Here is a 17,667-nt window from a genome sequence, read left to right on the forward strand (position 1 = left end):
AACTACTTTTCCTAGTTGAAGACTATTTTACCAAATCATTAAAATATCAAACCAAGATTCATTTATATAAAAATGCTTGTAAATTGAGACATCAAAACCTTTCACTATGAAAATCCATTTTTCTAAAAGCCTATGCTTGGGCTTAGCTTGCGCTTTATTATTGGGTCATGACTCATTCGCTCAAGGCACGAGCAAATTACAACAAGATTTACAGAAAAAGAGAGTCCGTCTTCCCAATGGATGGAAATTATCGCCTCATGGGAAATCATTGGCACTAGGCGATTTACCTTTAAATTTAGCTGTTTCTGCTAATAAGCAATGGATGGTAGCCACCAACAATGGACAAAGCATTCAAAGTTTACAATTAATTGATGTTCAATCCAATGAGGTTGTTCACAGTATTGAAGTAGCAAAATCTTGGTATGGATTGGCGATTTCTTCAGACAATAAAACTGTTTACGCTTCTGGTGGAAATGATAATAAGGTACTGAAGTTTGAAATAAGCAATAAACAATTAATCGCTAAAGGTTCTATTTCCCTCACTGAAAAAGCTAAGGACATCATCTCTCCTACTGGAATGGCTTTAGACGATGAGCGGGGGGTATTATATGTAGTTTCTAAAGATAATAACAAGCTGTATTTGGTAGATATTCGCGAGAATAAGGTGACAGATACTTTTCCTTTACCAGCTGAGGGATTTACTTGTTTACTAAGCCCTAAAAAGGATAAATTATACATCTCCATTTGGGGAGGTGCGCAAATTTTACCCTTCAATTGTCAATCAAAAAGCTTTGATAAAGGTATCCCCGTTGGCGATCATCCCAATGAAATTCTACTGACTAAAAACGGGAACACGTTATTTGTAGCCAATGCCAATGATAATTCGGTATCTGTCATTAATACGCGTACCAACCAGGTCATTGAGGTGTTAAATGCCGCTCTATTCCCAAATGCTTTGGAGGGTTCCTCCACGAATGGCTTGGCTCTGTCTGAAGATGAAGAGAGATTGTATATTTCAAATGCCGACAATAACTGTTTAGCGGTTTTTGAAGTTGAAAATCCTGGAAAATCAAAATCGCTGGGCTTCATTCCTGTAGGTTGGTATCCCACTGCTGTGAAAGTGATTGGTAAAACAGTTTATGTTGCCAATGGTAAAGGCTTTTCCTCCTTTGCAAATCCAAAGGGGCCAAACCCAATGGCTAAAATCCAAAAAGTTACTTATCAGCAAGCTGATAATGAGAAAAAAGCCAAGGTAGAATACATTGGAGGTTTGATGAAAGGGACCATGTCCTTATTTCAAGAGCCCAATAGTGCTGAATTAGCTATTTTGTCCAAAGCGGTATATACCAACACCCCTTACAATAAGCAGATTGAGCTTCAAGCAAAAGGTGAAAAGGGGAATCCAATCCCTACCAGGATCGGCGGTAAGTCACCTATTAAATATGTGTTTTATATCCTAAAGGAGAATCGTACCTATGATCAGGTATTAGCCGATGTAAAAGGAGGAAATGGAGATTTATCCTTGCTGTTATTTGGAGAAAAAGTAACGCCTAATCAACATAAACTAGTGAAAGACTTTGTTTTGCTAGATAATTTTTATGTGGATGGAGAAGTAAGTTCGGATGGTCACAATTGGTCTACATCTGCTCATGCGACAGATTATTTAGAAAAGACTTGGCCTACAGGTTATGGTGGAAGAGGTGGTAAATATGATGGAGAAGGAAATAGAGCTATCGCAAATCCAAAAAATGGTTTCATTTGGGACTTCTGCAAAAAAGCCGGCGTTTCTTACCGTACTTATGGAGAATTTGCCGATGATTTCAAACCTAATATTCCTTCTATTGCGGGCCATTTCTGTCCAGATTTTCCTTCCTTCGATCAGAAAATCATGGATACACTTCGATTCAATCGTTGGAAGAAAGATTTTGATGTTTTATTAGCAAAAAACCAAGTTCCACATTTCAATTCCTTACGATTTCCCAATGACCATACGGAGGGACAAAAATTAGGTTCTTACACTCCTACGGCCTTTGTAGCGGAAAATGACTATGCCATTGGCTTGTTTGTAGAGCATTTATCCCAATCCAAAATTTGGAAAGAAACTGCCATATTTATTGTAGAAGATGATGCTCAAAATGGTTCTGACCACGTGGATGCACACCGGACCACTGCCTATGTAGCAGGAGGTTTTGTTAAACGTGGATTTGTCGATCATACCCCATATTCTACTTCATCCATGTTAAGAACGATGGAATTGATTTTGGGCATTCCCCCAATGAGTCAATATGATGCAGCCGCTACGCCTATGTACAAATGCTTTACATCAAAAGCGGATGTTAGACCTTTCCAGCATATAGCGCCACAAGTAGATATATTTGAAAAGAACGTAGCAGATAATGCTAGTGCTCGTCTCAGTGAAAAATTGGATTTCTCAAAAGAAGACGCTATCCCTGATTTGGTGCTGAACCAGATCATTTGGAAGTCGGTACGTGGTGAACATTCTGAAATGCCCGCACCACGTAGAGCTGCCATTTTAAATACGAAAGAGGACGAGGAAGATGAAGATTAGGATTGGCGTTTTTATTTTACTGATTTTAGTGAGTCAAAGGGTGTCGCTTTTTGCCCAAAAGGCGGCTAGCGACACTTTACAAAATATTGTAGTCAGTGCGAGTAGAAAAGCACAAACTGCTCTACAAATCCCCTATTCAACACAAGTCTGGACAGATTCAAGTATTCGTCAAAAAGGTGCTAGAACAAGCCCAGAGCTTTTGATGAATATGCCAGGAATCTTTCTTCAAAAAACAAATCAAGGCGGAGGATCTTTATTTGTCAGGGGATTAACAGGGAATCAAACTCTTTTGATGTTGGATGGAATAAGGTTCAACAATTCCACTTTTCGATATGGTCCAAATCAATATTTGAATACAATTGACCCCTTTACCTTGGAGCGAGTAGAAAGTGTCATGGGTTCTGGGGCGGTTCAGTATGGATCAGATGCCTTAACGGGTGTTGTTCATTTGTATAGTCAAAAACCTCAGTTTAGCTCTAAGCCTCTTTTACAAGTAGGACTTCAAAAAAGATGGGCTAGTAGCGACATGGAGAATGCCTATCAAGGGAAAATCATGTATGGACAAAAAAACTGGAGTTTATTGGTATCGGGATCTAGCAAAAAATTTGGCGATTTAATTCGAGGCAACCAATTAGGGGCACAAAGCCCAAGTGGCTATCAAGAGGGTTCTTCCATGTTTAAATTTAGACATCAGGCAAGTAAGACATTTGAATGGGAAGTAGGCTATCAACAAATGTTACAAAATAATGTACCCGTTTACCATAAAATTGTCTTAGAAAACTTTGCCATTAATGAAATGGAAAAGCAAAAATATGAACGAATTTATTGGAAAGGTACTGCTAGAACTCTACATGCTTGGGCACAAAAAATTACGGGAATTGTGGCCTTTCAATCTAGTGTAGAGAATAGAAGAGCCCAGAAAAATGGAAGTCCAACCTTACGAGTAGAATCTGATCAAGTGAATACTCGAAGCTTCAGTTTGGATGTTGAGAGCCAATGGACAAAACACTGGTCTTCTACCTCTGGCTTTGAGATATATCATGATTGGGTGGGTAGTTCCCGTGCAGATATCAATCAATCTACACAAAAAACCACAGCCTTGAGAGGCTTATATCCTGATCAATCTACCTATGAGCAAAGCTCACTTTTTACATTGCACCATATTCGGATGAACCAGTATCAACTTGAACTAGGAATGCGTTGGCATCAAGTAAAAGCTACTTTACCCGATACGACTTTGGGATTAAGTATTGTTCAAAATCAAGCATTGGTTTATACAGCAGGTATAAGTCGCTTCATTGGTCCAAACTCTAGCTTATACCTTTCCAGCAGTTCTGGTTTTCGCTCACCCAATTTGGATGATTTAGGAAGCCTTGGTATTGTTGATTTTAGGTATGAAAAACCGGCCTATCAATTAAAGCCTGAATATTCTTTGAATCTAGAAGTGGGTTATAAATTTGAAAACTATCGTTTTCGGCAACAGCTTTCCGTTTTCAGAACGGGCCTTAGTAATTTAATTACCCGGGTGAAAACAAGCAATTTGATTCAAGGCTATCCTGTCTATGAAAAAAGGAATGTAGAAGAAAGCTATTTGGCTGGAGGAGAATGGTCAGGATTGTATAAAATCAATACCAAAAGTGCTTTGCAAGGGCAAATATCTTATGTTTTCGGTCAAAATTTGACACAAAATGAACCTATGCGACGAATTCCACCTTTGCATGGCTCAATCCAATACCTGATTCAAACAGGTCGATTTACCTCCCAAGTTGAACATGTGTTTGCTCTAAGTCAGGAACGACTAAGTGCTGGGGATAAATCTGACAACCGAATGAATCCTTTGGGGACAGCTGGTTGGGGCATTTTGAATTTACAAACTACTTATGCCCGTAAGCATTGGCAATTGAGTCTTCAACTGCAAAACCTGGGTGATGTGGATTACCGCATGCATGGTTCAGGCATCAACGGAGTTGGTAGAAGTGTTTGGGCGCAGTTTCTTGTATTAATGTAGAATGAAGAATGTAGAATGTAGAATGGAGTGAAAAATTAATTTACATTTAACTGTTAACTTCATTAATCCCATTTGAAAGTGAGTCTTTTTCTGAAAAACTCTACATTCTACATTCTTCTCTCCCTATAAAATTCTCACTTTCTTCCCTTTAGCAATCTGAATTTCTTTGGAAGAACCATTAACAAATAAGGTGGTTTTTCCACCCGGAACACTTTTGATGTATAACTGAACAACCTTGCCATTTTTCCAAGCCATATCAATTTCAAATCCCCCTCTTGCTTTTAGTCCTTTAACTTCCCCTTCCACTTTCCAATCATCAGAAATTGCAGGAAGTAAATAAATTTTGTTCATATCAGATTGTACCAACATCTCGGCCACAGCAGCAGCGCCGCCAAAATTTCCATCTATTTGGAAAGGAGGATGAGCATCAAACAGGTTAGGATATGTTCCCCCACCGCGGCGGTATTCAATCTTAACTCCGTCTGGTTCTACATATTTCAGTAATTCACGGTACATTTTATAGGCATGATTTCCATCTTTTAACCTTGCCCATAAATTGATTCGCCAGCCTTTAGACCATCCTGTCGTTTCATCACCTTTTATTTCCAAGGTCCTTTTGGCGGCATTGGTTAATGCAGGTGTGTTCTCGACAGTCAAATGTGTTCCAGGGAACAAACCAAATAAATGACTTTGGTGGCGGTGGGTAGGTTCTACATCTTCCCAATCAAAATACCATTCTTGTAAATTACCTTTTTTACCTACTTGATACGGATATAATTTTTTAAGGGCATCTTGTAGCTGTTGACTAAAATATGCATCTTGTTTTAATATTTTATCCGCTTCTATAAGATCTTGAAATAGTTCACGAATCATGGCCAAATCTGCAGCACCCCCATAAGCGGTTTCCCCTTGGTAACCCGTTGGTGTGATGAACCTGTTTTCTGGAGAAGTTGAAGGAGAGGTAATCAAATTGCCTTTTTTATCTTGAATTAACATGGCCAGACAAAACTCAGCTGCTCCTCTCATTAATGGATAAGCTTTTTCCTTCAAGAATTTATCATCCTTAGTAAAGCTATAATGTTCCCATAAATGAGTAGCAGCCCAAGCACCACCCATATACCAGTTTGCCCAGCTTGGAGATCCATTCCCAAAGTCGCCAACGGGATTCGTCATAGCCCAAATGTCTGAGTTATGATGCACAGTCCAACCTGGAGCATCATAAAAAGTCTTGGCTGTAATTTTTCCTGTTTTCTCTAAATTTTCAATGAAGCTTAAAAAAGGGGCATGCATTTCTGACAAGTTCGTATTTTCTGCCAGCCAATAATTTTCCTCTGCATTGATATTCATGGTATAATTACTGCTCCAAGGTGGTTGGATATGCGGATTCCAAAGACCTTGTAAATTGGCAGGAACACCCAAAGTCCGAGAACTTGAAATCAATAAATAACGACCAAATTGGAAATATAAAGTCTCTAAATAAGGGTCTTTCTCACCTTTGGCATACCTTCTTAAGCGATCATCCGTAGGGAGCTCAGGAGCCTGCTCGCCTCCTAAGCGAAGATTCACTCGCTTGAAATATTGCTGATAGTCTTGAATATGTCTAGCACGCATTTCCACAACGGTTTTCCGACTAGCCACTTGCAATTGCTCTTGTGCAATGGCATCATCATTTAGACCTTGGCTTTGAGGGTTTTTATCAAACCCATTAAAACTTGTAGCTAATGAAACCAAAATAGTGGCTTCTGTGGCATTGGAAAGACTAACTGTACTATCTGTTCTAGCAACTTGCCCATCAGTGGATTGTAATAAAACATCGGCTGAAAAGCGAGTTCCTTGATTTTCTTTAAAAATAATTGGATTCCCTTTTTTTCTAACATAATTTGGTTCTGCTCGCACAGGAGCTACCCCTTGAAAATGCAAGTGATTGATGGTAGATTTTGATTTATATTTCAATTGAGAGCCAAATCTTACACTAAAATTAAGCCCTTTTGCTTGAGAGCTTTTTAGGTGAATCACTAGAATTTTGTCTGGATATGACACAAAATATTCTTTCGAAATGGTTTGATTACCTGCATCATACTTGACAGAAGCAATGGCCTTTTCCAAGTCCAACTCACGGTAATAATTCGTTACCTGACTAGATTTAAAATCGATATATAAGTCGCCCAAAGGTGCATAGGACTCTGAAAATTTACCTTGAAGTTTCTTGACTAATGAATCGGCTAGTTTATAATTTTCTTGCTTGAGAGCTTCTCGAACGGCTGGAAGATGTTTGTAGGCTTGTGGATTCATGTATGGATCCATCGGCTCTCCAGACCAAAGTGTGATATCGTTTAGGTGAATTTTATCGGTATCGGTACCACCATAAACCGTGGCTCCAATCCGACCATTACCCAAGACCAATGCCTCTTCAAAATATTTAGCTGGCTTATTATACCAAAGTTTTAATTTTGGGGAAGTGGATTTGGTAGTTGGTTCTGCGGCTAATTGTACAAATGATATTCCACACAAAAGAGCTGCTAGTAAACTGAATTTTTTCAAGAAGGTATTTATACTTTATATTGAGCGTTTACTCGTTTTACTACAGCTTTCATCTTTTCTAAACCAGTTTTAGCCACAACTAAAGGGTCTTGAGCATACAATTGCTTATTAAATAATTCTAAGGAAAGAACTACAGGCTGAGCACTTGGCTTTAAAGCATGTACGATTTTATCAATGGGAGCTTCTCCATCACCAGCATAGATACGGTCTGCATCTTTAATTTGATCTGGTTTTATACTTGTGACATAATCATTAATATGAAAAATATCAATGGAATTCTCGCCAACCAAATGAAGGCTTTCATGACTAGAACCACCTTTGTAAATATGAAATACATCCAAAAGCAATCGAGCTTTGGCATGTCCACTTTCAGCGGCCACAAAAAGCACATCAGCTACACGATGTAAATTTTTGGAATGACCCCACATCTCTAATTGAGGAATGACGTTCATTTGCACACCTAATTCCAAAATAGTTCTATATCGTTCTGCAGCCGCTTTTAAATTCAAGCCTGGCTCAGCAGTGGCACCCATAGGGGGTGCCGCAGTACGCTTACAGCCTAGTTCTGCTAATAAACCCATTTCTCGCTTTAATTGCTCTAGGCCTTTCGTCCGAGTAGTATTGTCATCCACAATCCATTGAGCAAATCCGATGGCATTTTCTATGGTAAGACCTAAGTCTGCGATGCGTTTTTTGGCATCAGCGATGGTTCCTCCAGACGCTAAATATTTTTCGAGGGTTGGCATCCAAATTTCTACGGATCTAAATCCAGCTTGAGATGCTACTTCTAATTCTTTAATAAAACCTAAGTTTTGACCCATGATGGTACTTAGGTTCAAACTTAAACGGAATGTGTTTTTGGATGGGGTATTTTGGGCGGTAGAAAGCTGAGGAACAAGGGCCATACCTGCGGTGGTGCCCGATGCCTTCAATAAATCCCGACGACTCATTTTCATAGGTTATTAAGCTAGGTTAAAATCAGTTTACTTATATCAATTGCGTTCAAAATTGATTCATTTGGCTTAGATTTGTCAACTTTTGAAAAGTTGACAAATCTAGGGGTGAACCTAAACAAAAATCTTGCCGCAAATCTTGACAATGATTAACAAATCTAGCCTAATATTGGATAAAAAAAAAGACCCTAACTTTCGTCAGGGTCTTTCTAAAATTGAAGTGGTAGAGCCCGGACTCGAACCGGGGACACACGGATTTTCAGTCCGATGCTCTACCCTCTCTATTAAGCTCTAAGGCCACTTTTAGCTCATATTTCACCTGAGTGAGTCAAATATGAGTCAAACATGAAAATTTCTAGTACTTCCATTTTTTTTAGTGAAGACCTTTCCAAGAGGTCATATGTGTACTTTTACATCAATAAAAAAAGGTACAGAATTTATAATGCTTCAGTATTTGGCAAGGCTTGTACCCCCAATCAGGTAAGGGGAGCAAAGGCTAGATTCAAAGAACTTATCAAGCTAGAGACCCTAGTACAGGATGAACTAAGAAATGGCTGGATACCTGGTCATGTCACGCATTACATAGAAGAACTGTTTACTAACCTTGTACAAGAATACCACCAATCAGCATATTCTAAGAAGTACATCCGCGACTGTACCATTGTTATAAAGGAGTTATTGGAGTACTGCCAAACTAGAGACTTGTTAGCCTCTGAAATAAGTGCTCTAACCCCTGAGGCCATAGAAATATTCCTTAAAAGGTATAACTCTTCCAATGCCTATTATGCCATCAAAAGAAGAACATTAGGGGCTGTTTTCAGTAAGTTAGTTAGTAGAGGCATCATTGAAAAAAATCCAGCCTTAAGTACATCTACCAAAAGAGTTGAAGCTGTACATAATCAAGCTTTTACTGACAGCCAGTTAGAAGATGTGCTTGTCAAGGTAAAAAATGGAAACAAGCGCCTGTATCTGTGTTCATTATTTATGTATTGTATGCTCCTAAGACCTCACAAAGAAGTTAGGCTACTCAAGAGAGGAAATTTTGATGAAGAGCTAAAGACACTCATATTATCAGGCAGGGAGAATAAGTCCAAGAGGGTAAGAGCTGTTCCTGTCCCAGACATCATCAGGATATTTCTATTGGAAGGTGGTGTTGACCAATTACCTAGTGAGTATAATATTTTCACACATCAATTAGTGCCCTTAAATGAGTCCTTTTTCTCAACTGCATGGTCAAGAGTAAAGAGCAAGCTTTTAAAAGAAGGTTTTATTACCCAATATCATACTCTCTATTCATTCAGACATACAGCAGTTTGCTCTGTGTTTAAAAGAGATAAAGACCTACACTTAGTACAAAGATTATGCTCCCACCAATCCATGTTAACAAGCTTAAAGTACTTACGTAGTTTAGGTATGGAGCAGGTAGGTACACTGGACGAATTACCCCAACTTAATTTTTAAGGTAGCCAGACTTCTTTTTCAGCTAAAAAAGTGAGACATTACTTGCTGAATAGCGGAAACTGTACTTATGGATCAATACAGCATGTTTAAGTACTTCAAAGGAGAGGAAGAAAACCCCTTTGATAATGATACCCAAAATACCCAATACCAGTTCTGGGGTTATGAAAGGACCTTTGATAATCACTTCAATAGCCAAAATTTTACTCAAGACAACTGGGTGTCTGAACATGCTTTTGACATTAATGAGTGGAAAGCTGTGCTAAATAGAATACCTATTAATAAGGAAGAACTATTTAAGCTGTGGCTGTTCAGGTTACTTATGGATCATCTACCAGATAAATACATAAGTGACCATGACAGGTTTTTAAGGCTCTATTATGACACTCATATTGATGACAGAACCTCTACATCCTAGTTTGAGATATACCTCTTGAAGGTTTTACTAAATACCTCAACTGTATTGGTGCACCACTCAAAATAATTGTTCCAATGTTGGCGGTCTTTAGGATTGCCCTTTAATGTCACTTGTATAACAGATGACTTATTATCAGGGGACTCTCTCCATTCTAGCTCAAGGCCAATAGCTTTTTCTATTTCTGCTTTACTTTGAAACAATGAGCTGTATAAAGCCTTATCATTCATAATAAACAACTCACAACCAATATGGGGTTTCTGGGTATTTAAGGTAAGAGTCACATGGCACTTACTTGAACCAATGGACACATTAAACCAATTCTTAGGCTTTGGAGAGTGTGAGAAATTTACCTTTGAACCTCTTGCTGTGGCATACTCCTTTAATCCTTCCCAAAACTCCATTTGTAGAAGCTTGGTAGCACTTACGGTATCACCAGAGCCTGAGCTTTTAAGTGTCTTACCCCAGTTATTTGGCTCACAAATAATGTTAAACTTGGGTGCAGGGTCAGACTCACCAATTTTATACACTTCTATCTGTACCAAGAAAAAACTAATGTTCTCACTGATATTCCTGTTAAACCAGTCAATGGCCTGTCTGTGTTCCTCTGTGTAATCTGTTACCACCCAAATGATAACACTTGCATCATAGGAGGAAGCATAAGTAAGAATCTGCCCTAAGTGCTTGTGATCTGTGGGTTCTAGCTGATTTTCAATGATAACTTTACGCTTAGTATCAATATCATCCGCCACCAAGTCAACATTATATCTACCTGCTGCTGCCTCAGGCTTTATATTTTCAAGGTTCAACTCAAGTTCCTCACAGAGTACAGCAATATTTTCATCCTTAGCAAGCCATTGGGTGAAATCAAGTGCCTCATGTTTCCAGACCTCTCGGGGATTTACCTTGGTAATTCGGGCAAGTTTAATGGTCATATGCCTTATTTTAAGCTCAACATTATCTCCCTAAAGCTGTCTATACCTGCTTGAAGATTATCAATAATTTCTTCTGCCAACACATCTGGGTCAGGTAGGTTGTCTAAGTCAGTAAGACTTTTGTCCTTGAGCCAAGTAATGTCTAAGCTGGTTTTATCCCTTTCCACAATTTCCTGATAAGTAAACTTTCTCCACCTTCCCTCAGGGTTGGTTTCAGGGTGGTAGGTCTCAACTCTCTTACTGATATTTTCAGAGTTATAGCAGGTAATAAAGTCTCTAAGGTCTTCAAACTTCAAAGGGTTTTTCTTGAGCGTGAAGTGGATATTTGTCCTAAAGTCATAGAACCATACTTCCTTTGTCCATGGGTCTTTGGTAGTAGGCTTATTGTCAAAAAACAATACATTAGCTTTTACACCTTGTTTGTAAAATATACCAGTTGGTAACCTAAGTATGGTGTGTAAATTGGTGCTTTCCAATAATTTCTTCCTTACAGTTTCACCACCACCCCCTTCAAAAAGGACATTGTCAGGAAGTACAACTGCAGCTTTACCATCTGTTTTAAGCATGGTCTTAATATGCTGCATGAAATTCAGTTGCTTGTTACTTGTTGTCACATAAAAGTCTTGCCTATTGTAGGTCAAATCTTCTGAATCCTGCTCTCCCTCTTCATTAGTAAAAGTCATGCTACTTTTCTTGCCAAATGGAGGGTTAGCCAGTACGTAATCTACCTTGTACCCAGGGTCAGAAATTAATGCATCAGCTGGGCTAATGTGACTGTCTACATCAAAGTCACCAATGTTGTGTAAGAAAAGGTTCATCAATGCCAATCTCCTGGTGCTAGCTACAATCTCATTGCCATAAAAGGTCTTCATCTTGAGGAACTGCTTCTGCTCCTTGTCCAATGAATAATTGGCAGGGTTGGCTATGAAGTCATAAGCCGCTAGAAAAAAACCACCTGTTCCACATGCTGGGTCTGCTATGGTTTTCATAGGCTCTGGCCTAATACATTCCACCATGGCTCTAATTAATGCCCTTGGAGTGAAGTATTGACCCGCACCACTTATTGTATCTTGTGCATTCTTTTCAAGTAAACCCTCATAAATTGTACCTTTAATATCGGCTCCCATGGTGCTCCATTGCTCCTTGGCAATCATGTCAATGAGCTTAAAGAGCTTGGCAGGGTCTTGTATCTTATTCTGACTCTTGGTAAATATCTGTCCAAGGAAGCCCTTTGCATTAGCTAACTCACGTAATGTCTGAGTGTAATGCTCCTCTAATTCTGCACCACGCTTATCTACCAATGTCTGCCAATCATAGCCTGCTGGAATGTGTAATGGCCTATTATATGGAGGCTTACTAAACTCATCCGCCATTTTTAAAAACAGCAGGTAAGTTAATTGTTCTAGGTAATCTCCATATCCTACACCATCATCTCTAAGTACTGTGGAGAAACTCCATACCTTACTAATAATGCTGGATGTGTTATTATCTTCTGTGCTCATATTATTTTACCTTTTTAGTTGTCTTCGCTGGTTGTAGGGCAGCTCTATCAGCCTTTATCTTCTCTAGAAGTACTGAGGCAGGCTCATCATTGGGGTCTTGGGGTACCAACTTACCCTCAAAAGCTTTCTTAAGTATACTTTGCCGCAATGCTTCTGCTTGTTGTAGACCCTCTTCTAGGCTTTCTTCTATCTTGTCACAAACAGAAAGCCGGAACTCTATTTCATTTATAACTTCTGCCTGTAATTTTAGCGACTCTGGAATAGGGATCAACACTTTCTTTAGGTCATTTGGGGAGAGGTTTGGCTGTAAGGTTTCAGTAAACTTTGCCTTTATAGCTTTTTTGAATTCCTCAGTCATACAGAAATAGAAAATATATTTGGGCAGACAAGTAATATCCTTGAAGCAAGCAACACGCTGATTGAGTAAACCACTCAAATCATTATTGGGGTAGAAACAAATTTTAGTCGTATTATTAGTTATGGGCCTTGTAAGCGCGAATAAGAGATCTCCACTGTTTATTATATACTTACTGTGCGCTAACAAAAATGACTCAGGTAGATATTGTTGGTCTTTATACAAAAACTGTGAATACCCTATGTTGGAAATTTTAACAACCTTTATTCCAGAAGTTAAGAAATCTGAGCTTTTAAAGGCAAACCCATTAAGTAGCTCACAAACACTTTCCACACTTTTTTTACCCCACCCCTCTGGCAACTCCCCTTCTGGTAAATCAGGGTTGGTTAACCTACCCTCAAAGGCATACTTTAAAACAGATTGTCTGTATACCTTAAGTTGTTGCTGTGCTGTTTTAAGTAAATCAACACCCTTGTCCAATTCACTAAAAAGCTCTTCTATCTTGGCTACAATTCGGTGCTGTTCTGCAAGGGGTGGGAGGAGAAACTCTATTTGTAACAAGTCAGATTTTGCTAAACTGGGTATTGTAGTGCTTTTATCTAGCTTCTTAAAGTTATAGAATAAACAGTAATAGTAGAATAGCTTTTTATGCACTCCAAAAGGTGAAAGGCCAAAGGCTGTATCCACATTCCAGAACCTTTCATTAACATAAATTGGAGAGTTAATAGTGCCTTTTCTGCCAATTATTGTTGTCCCTGCTTCACATAAATACTGGTCTGCTTTACTCATTACACCTCCGCTACCATATATTGGATATTGCCCTTTATTACTCTCAACATTTTTCTGGTTTTTACCACTAATAATGTCAATTACATCACCAAAATGTACAAGCTCCCAGCCATCAGGCAAACTTTCCTCTATCATGCTACCAACACATCATTTAGTTCTTCAATAATTACCTGCATATCTGCTCCAAACAACTGGCTAAGCTTACCTCTTCCACCCAAAGAGTCAAATGGAGTAAAATCCAAATCTTCCACATCCAAGTGTACACTAGTGGCAATATGCTCCTTAATAAGGTGAAGCCACTGCATCTGCTCTGGGGTAAACTTGGTGGCATTACCCTGATGTTTCTTCCACACCCATTGTTGAAAATTCTGGTCCACTGTTTTGTCAAAAGCTGTCAAAGTGGTATCTAAGCCAGCGACCCTTCTAATTAAAGACACTAAAGCTATTAGCTCATTTTTAGGTTGACCTGCTACATCCTCCAATTGCTCATAAGCCTGCCATACCCTTAGAGGGGCAATCAATGGCTTGTTCCTAATAATCTGTTCAGCCAAGTCTTTCAGCATTTTAAAAGTAAGCTCCCTTCTTCTGTATGGTTGATCATAGAATATCTGCAAGGCTGTAATTTCATCTTTATGCTCCAGCATCCATGTCTTAAAGTCCATGATTAACTGCTCTGCTTCCGCCTTCTTATCTTTTACCCAGCCTTGGTTAATAACGGTATCAATATTAACTGAGTCAATAATTTGGTCATACTTCTTACGAACATCCACAATAAACTCCCTTAGCTCGGGGTTATGAAATACAGCTACAGCATGTTCTAAAATGGCTTGATGCTGTTTCTCTGCTTGTTCTTCCAACAGCTTAGGTGCTATCCCGGGATTATATACCAGAATACTCTTCATGATAGAATCCTTGGTATCTGGGTCATGTGCATACAATAATTGCCTTACAACCTCTGTAATACCTTTACCTTCTGCTTTTTCCTCAAATAACTGCTTCTCGTGCTCATTTATCTGCTTGTCTAACCTAAGTAGCCTGTTGGCTAATGTAGACATCATTTCCTCACTTCTGTCACCCACAGCTATTCTTTGTAACACCTCCTTCAATGAAACAGTTGGTGCTTTTTCCAAAGGCCTACTATCCGTCTTTTGAGACTGCTCAACTCCAATGGCATCAATGATAACAAAATGGTCCTTATTGAACTTAGCAGATGGTGTACCTTTAGCTCGCAACTCCTCCAGCGTACAAGTTCTCGTCCCTCGACCCTTCATTTGTTCATAGTAACTTCGACTCTTGACATCACGCATAAAAAGCAAAACTTCCAAGGGTCTGATGTCTGTACCAGTAGCAATCATGTCTACAGTTACAGCTATTCTGGGGTAATAATCATTTCTAAACTGTGATAATATGGTCTTGGGGTCTTCCTTACTTTGGTAGGTTATCTTCTTACAAAAGTCATTTCCTTGATCAAACTCCCCCCGAACTATGTCAATAATGTCTTCTGCATGGCTGTCCGTTTTAGCAAATATCAACATCTTAGGCACTTCAAATTCTCCTTTGCTGTCAATCCTATCAGGAAACATAGATGGAAGTTGGGTCTTTACCTCCCTAATAATGGTGCGTATTGTGCTTGGGTTGACTATGTCCTTATCAAGCTGTTTTCCGTGATACTCCACATCTTCATCAATGGCTTCCCAGAACTTCTTACGTGTAAGCCTTTCCCGCTTATCCACCATTTCGCCCATCTTGATGGCTGCACCATTTTTGGTAATTTGAGTCTCTATGGTATACACATTGTAGGGTACTAAAACCCCATCAATAACAGCCTTTTCATAGCCATAGTCTGATACAACATTCTGGTTAAAGTAACCAAATGTCCTGTTATCAGGGGTAGCTGTCAAGCCTATTTGAAATGCATCAAAGTAGTCCAATACTTGCTTCCACAGGTTATATATACTTCGGTGACATTCATCAATCACTATGTAGTCAAAGAACTCAATTGGCAGTTTTTCACTGTACACCACAGGTAATGCCTCCTTTGCAAAAGACTTTTGCTCATTGGGGTTATCTTGTTCAGCACTTTCATCAAGTTCCACACCTTTTAATATGCTGTATAAACGCTGAATGGTACTAATATATACTTGGCTATCCTCTGGAATAAATGAACTGGTTAATCTGCTAACCCCATACAATTCAGGGAATAGCCTGTTGTCATCCTGCGGAAGGTATTTCCTAAACTCTCCTTCAGCTTGCTCCCCAAGGTTTTTTGTGTCTACTAAAAATAATATCCTTTCTGCCTTGACATGCTTGAGTAACCTATATACAGAAGTAATAGCCGTAAAGGTCTTTCCTGAGCCAGTTGCCATTTGAACCAAGGCCTTTGGTTTACTCTTCTTAAAGGAAGCCTCCAAGTTGTTAATGGCATCTATTTGGCATTCTCGTAAGCCAGTTGGGTCTAAAGCAGGAAAATTCTCTGCCATACGTTTCCTAATAGAAGCCTCTTTTCTAAGCCATTTAGCCATGGTTTCAGGCCTATGAAAAGTAAATACCTCCCTAAACCTTGGGCTGGGATCTCGACTATCCAAAAATTTTGTCAGGACACCTGTACTCAGATATAGGAAAGGTAGTGGTTGATGGTCAATTAACTTAAGCTTGGCCTTGGCATAGTCTTCTATTTGACTCTCATGGGTGGAAAACTTAACTGCTTCCTCCTCACGCTTGGCCTCAATTATACCTACAGGCTTTTGATTGACAAAAAGCACATAATCAGCTGGCCCTACATTGGTCGAGTATTCACGTACAGCTACACCTATCCCTGCTACAAGGTTAAGCGTCTTCTTATCTTGAATAAGCCAACCGCAGGCTAATAATTGCCTGTCAATGTTATCTCTAGCTTGTTGCTCTGGGTTCTGGTTTATTAGCATACTACAAACACAATTGTCACGCAGAGTTAACCGCAGGTTATTTCAAGCTGGCTTTTTCTGCAATAGGTTTAAGAGGTACATGCCATATTCCTATAGGATGTACTTATGCCTAAGTTACAACCAAATTTATAATATATGTGAATATGTAGAGTGAAAGCTATAGAGGTGGAGGGTATTTATGTGGAAATAATTACCTTGCGGTAACCATTGTTTACATATTTACTCTGTATCTGCTTACTAACATTTGTTAACTACCTTCCTTGAAAAAAGGCAAAGGTTCCCCTAAGGCTTAGAAAAAAAGCCTATCTAACTGGATCAGTTGACAATTTCAGCAGTGCCGTACGTTAGCTTTCGCCTACACCTACATGGACTCTAAACCCCCTGTTAATTCAGGACACCTTACCCGTGTGTTTTGAGCCCATCCACTTGCCTTATATGGCAACCATTTTCGTACCTATCGGAGAAACCTCTTCCACTATCCTTGCATGTTATTTCAATGCTGCAGAATACTATCCGACTTCTGAACCTCTATATATCCCCTGGACCTTAATAGGCTGTAATAGCATTTCTATGCTACTAGTACATTATAATATATACAAAATTACCCACTGAGGCAATCAATAGCAACATAAAGTTTTGCACATGTGTTGATAACTTTTCACACAAGCTCCCCAAAAAATTTCCCCGGAAAATTGGCACTTGCGTGTTTAGCTCTGTTTAGGCCGCCGCCATCCCTTCCCCTCCCTGTGAATGATTTTGAGGGATACCCCGACTCAGTCTAGAGGGTCAAACTCATGTTCCCTTTCACCCTATAAACAATATTATCATGGTTATTATCACAGATTACATTGAGCTGGAAAATGCTCAAGGAGAGCACTACATTGCTCTTGAATTATCAGGAGACTTAGAGCTTGTTCAGTCAAAGACAACAAACAAGATGTATGCCACTAGTCGTCGAACACGCATCAGTTCAACTTTCACTAAAGAGGTTGCCCAAAAGATGATTGGTAAAGAGCTGAATGGCTCACTGGAAAGAGTAGAGGTTGAGCCCTATGATTATGTCATTCCTGATACAGGAGAAGTCATTAGATTGGCACACCGTTATGAATACTTTCCAGCAGGTAGTATGCCAACAGAAACATTTCAAAAGCCCGAAACTTCTACAGAGAATGGTGCAAGGAAGTTGTCTCTTTTGAAACGTTAATTAGTAAAACGAGG

Annotated in this window: 11 protein-coding genes and 1 tRNA gene; 4 read left to right on the top strand and 8 right to left on the bottom strand. The window is 39.2% G+C overall.

Annotated features, from left to right (window positions below):
• Nucleotides 1-106: 106 nt before the first annotated feature.
• Together G9H60_RS07010 and G9H60_RS07015 are read left to right on the top strand one after the other, a co-directional pair.
• Entirely contained in the window at nt 107-2,569 is a 2,463-nt protein-coding gene (locus G9H60_RS07010; protein ID WP_223143345.1) for a bifunctional YncE family protein/alkaline phosphatase family protein, read from the top strand.
• Nucleotides 2,559-4,577: a TonB-dependent receptor plug domain-containing protein gene (locus G9H60_RS07015; protein ID WP_223143346.1), complete on the top strand. Its 2,019-nt coding sequence runs from the start codon at nt 2,559-2,561 to the stop codon at nt 4,575-4,577. The genes G9H60_RS07010 and G9H60_RS07015 overlap by 11 nt, the downstream gene beginning before the upstream one ends.
• 123 nt (nt 4,578-4,700) lie before the next feature.
• Here the strand turns inward: G9H60_RS07015 and G9H60_RS07020 are convergent, their stop codons facing one another.
• The 3 genes from G9H60_RS07020 to G9H60_RS07030 all read right to left on the bottom strand — a co-directional run bounded on the left by G9H60_RS07020 (nt 4,701) and on the right by G9H60_RS07030 (nt 8,364).
• Nucleotides 4,701-7,118, bottom strand: a complete 2,418-nt coding sequence (locus G9H60_RS07020) for a glycoside hydrolase family 95 protein (protein WP_262899976.1) — start codon at nt 7,116-7,118, stop codon at nt 4,701-4,703.
• 8 nt (nt 7,119-7,126) lie between these two features.
• Nucleotides 7,127-8,074 carry a sugar phosphate isomerase/epimerase family protein gene (locus tag G9H60_RS07025; RefSeq protein ID WP_262899977.1) on the bottom strand — a complete coding sequence of 316 codons (948 nt, stop codon included), beginning with the start codon at nt 8,072-8,074 and terminating at the stop codon, nt 7,127-7,129.
• Nucleotides 8,075-8,292: 218 nt separating this feature from the next.
• A tRNA-Phe gene (locus G9H60_RS07030) sits at nt 8,293-8,364 on the bottom strand.
• 52 nt (nt 8,365-8,416) lie between these two features.
• On the opposite strand from G9H60_RS07030, the gene G9H60_RS07035 reads away from it, so the two are divergent.
• Nucleotides 8,417-9,532 (top strand): tyrosine-type recombinase/integrase, encoded by a 1,116-nt coding sequence (locus G9H60_RS07035; protein ID WP_223143347.1) that lies wholly within the window; start codon nt 8,417-8,419, stop codon nt 9,530-9,532.
• A 22-nt stretch (nt 9,533-9,554) separates the two neighbouring features.
• On the opposite strand, the gene G9H60_RS07040 is transcribed toward G9H60_RS07035, so the two are convergent.
• The 5 genes from G9H60_RS07040 to G9H60_RS07060 all read right to left on the bottom strand — a co-directional run bounded on the left by G9H60_RS07040 (nt 9,555) and on the right by G9H60_RS07060 (nt 16,449).
• The gene (locus tag G9H60_RS07040; protein WP_223143348.1) at nt 9,555-9,761 is read right to left on the bottom strand and encodes a hypothetical protein; all 207 of its coding nucleotides are present in this window, start codon (nt 9,759-9,761) and stop codon (nt 9,555-9,557) included.
• 182 nt (nt 9,762-9,943) lie between these two features.
• Nucleotides 9,944-10,879 (bottom strand): DUF4268 domain-containing protein, encoded by a 936-nt coding sequence (locus G9H60_RS07045; RefSeq protein WP_223143349.1) that lies wholly within the window; start codon nt 10,877-10,879, stop codon nt 9,944-9,946.
• Between the two features lie 5 nt (nt 10,880-10,884).
• Nucleotides 10,885-12,381 carry a class I SAM-dependent DNA methyltransferase gene (locus G9H60_RS07050; RefSeq protein WP_223143350.1) on the bottom strand — a complete coding sequence of 499 codons (1,497 nt, stop codon included), beginning with the start codon at nt 12,379-12,381 and terminating at the stop codon, nt 10,885-10,887.
• A 1-nt stretch (nt 12,382) separates the two neighbouring features.
• Nucleotides 12,383-13,660: a restriction endonuclease subunit S gene (locus tag G9H60_RS07055; protein ID WP_223143351.1), complete on the bottom strand. Its 1,278-nt coding sequence runs from the start codon at nt 13,658-13,660 to the stop codon at nt 12,383-12,385.
• The gene (locus G9H60_RS07060; protein WP_223143352.1) at nt 13,657-16,449 is read right to left on the bottom strand and encodes a type I restriction endonuclease subunit R; all 2,793 of its coding nucleotides are present in this window, start codon (nt 16,447-16,449) and stop codon (nt 13,657-13,659) included. The genes G9H60_RS07055 and G9H60_RS07060 overlap by 4 nt, the downstream gene beginning before the upstream one ends.
• 826 nt (nt 16,450-17,275) lie before the next feature.
• On the opposite strand from G9H60_RS07060, the gene G9H60_RS07065 reads away from it, so the two are divergent.
• The gene (locus tag G9H60_RS07065; RefSeq protein ID WP_223143353.1) at nt 17,276-17,653 is read left to right on the top strand and encodes a hypothetical protein; all 378 of its coding nucleotides are present in this window, start codon (nt 17,276-17,278) and stop codon (nt 17,651-17,653) included.
• Nucleotides 17,654-17,667 lie beyond the last annotated feature (14 nt).

This window comes from Aquirufa aurantiipilula (assembly GCF_019923745.1).
GTDB lineage: Bacteria > Bacteroidota > Bacteroidia > Cytophagales > Spirosomataceae > Aquirufa > Aquirufa aurantiipilula.

Excerpts from the sequence above, each read along its gene's own strand:
- G9H60_RS07065 (WP_223143353.1), top strand. The coding sequence starts at position 17,276 with ATGGTTATTATCACAGATTACATTGAGCTGGAAAATGCTCAAGGAGAG.
- G9H60_RS07060 (WP_223143352.1), bottom strand. The coding sequence starts at position 16,449 with ATGCTAATAAACCAGAACCCAGAGCAACAAGCTAGAGATAACATTGAC.
- G9H60_RS07015 (WP_223143346.1), top strand. The coding sequence starts at position 2,559 with ATGAAGATTAGGATTGGCGTTTTTATTTTACTGATTTTAGTGAGTCAA.
- G9H60_RS07025 (WP_262899977.1), bottom strand. The coding sequence starts at position 8,074 with ATGAAAATGAGTCGTCGGGATTTATTGAAGGCATCGGGCACCACCGCA.
- G9H60_RS07035 (WP_223143347.1), top strand. The coding sequence starts at position 8,417 with ATGAAAATTTCTAGTACTTCCATTTTTTTTAGTGAAGACCTTTCCAAG.
- G9H60_RS07040 (WP_223143348.1), bottom strand. The coding sequence starts at position 9,761 with ATGTTCAGACACCCAGTTGTCTTGAGTAAAATTTTGGCTATTGAAGTG.
- G9H60_RS07050 (WP_223143350.1), bottom strand. The coding sequence starts at position 12,381 with ATGAGCACAGAAGATAATAACACATCCAGCATTATTAGTAAGGTATGG.
- G9H60_RS07045 (WP_223143349.1), bottom strand. The coding sequence starts at position 10,879 with ATGACCATTAAACTTGCCCGAATTACCAAGGTAAATCCCCGAGAGGTC.
- G9H60_RS07010 (WP_223143345.1), top strand. The coding sequence starts at position 107 with ATGAAAATCCATTTTTCTAAAAGCCTATGCTTGGGCTTAGCTTGCGCT.
- G9H60_RS07055 (WP_223143351.1), bottom strand. The coding sequence starts at position 13,660 with ATGATAGAGGAAAGTTTGCCTGATGGCTGGGAGCTTGTACATTTTGGT.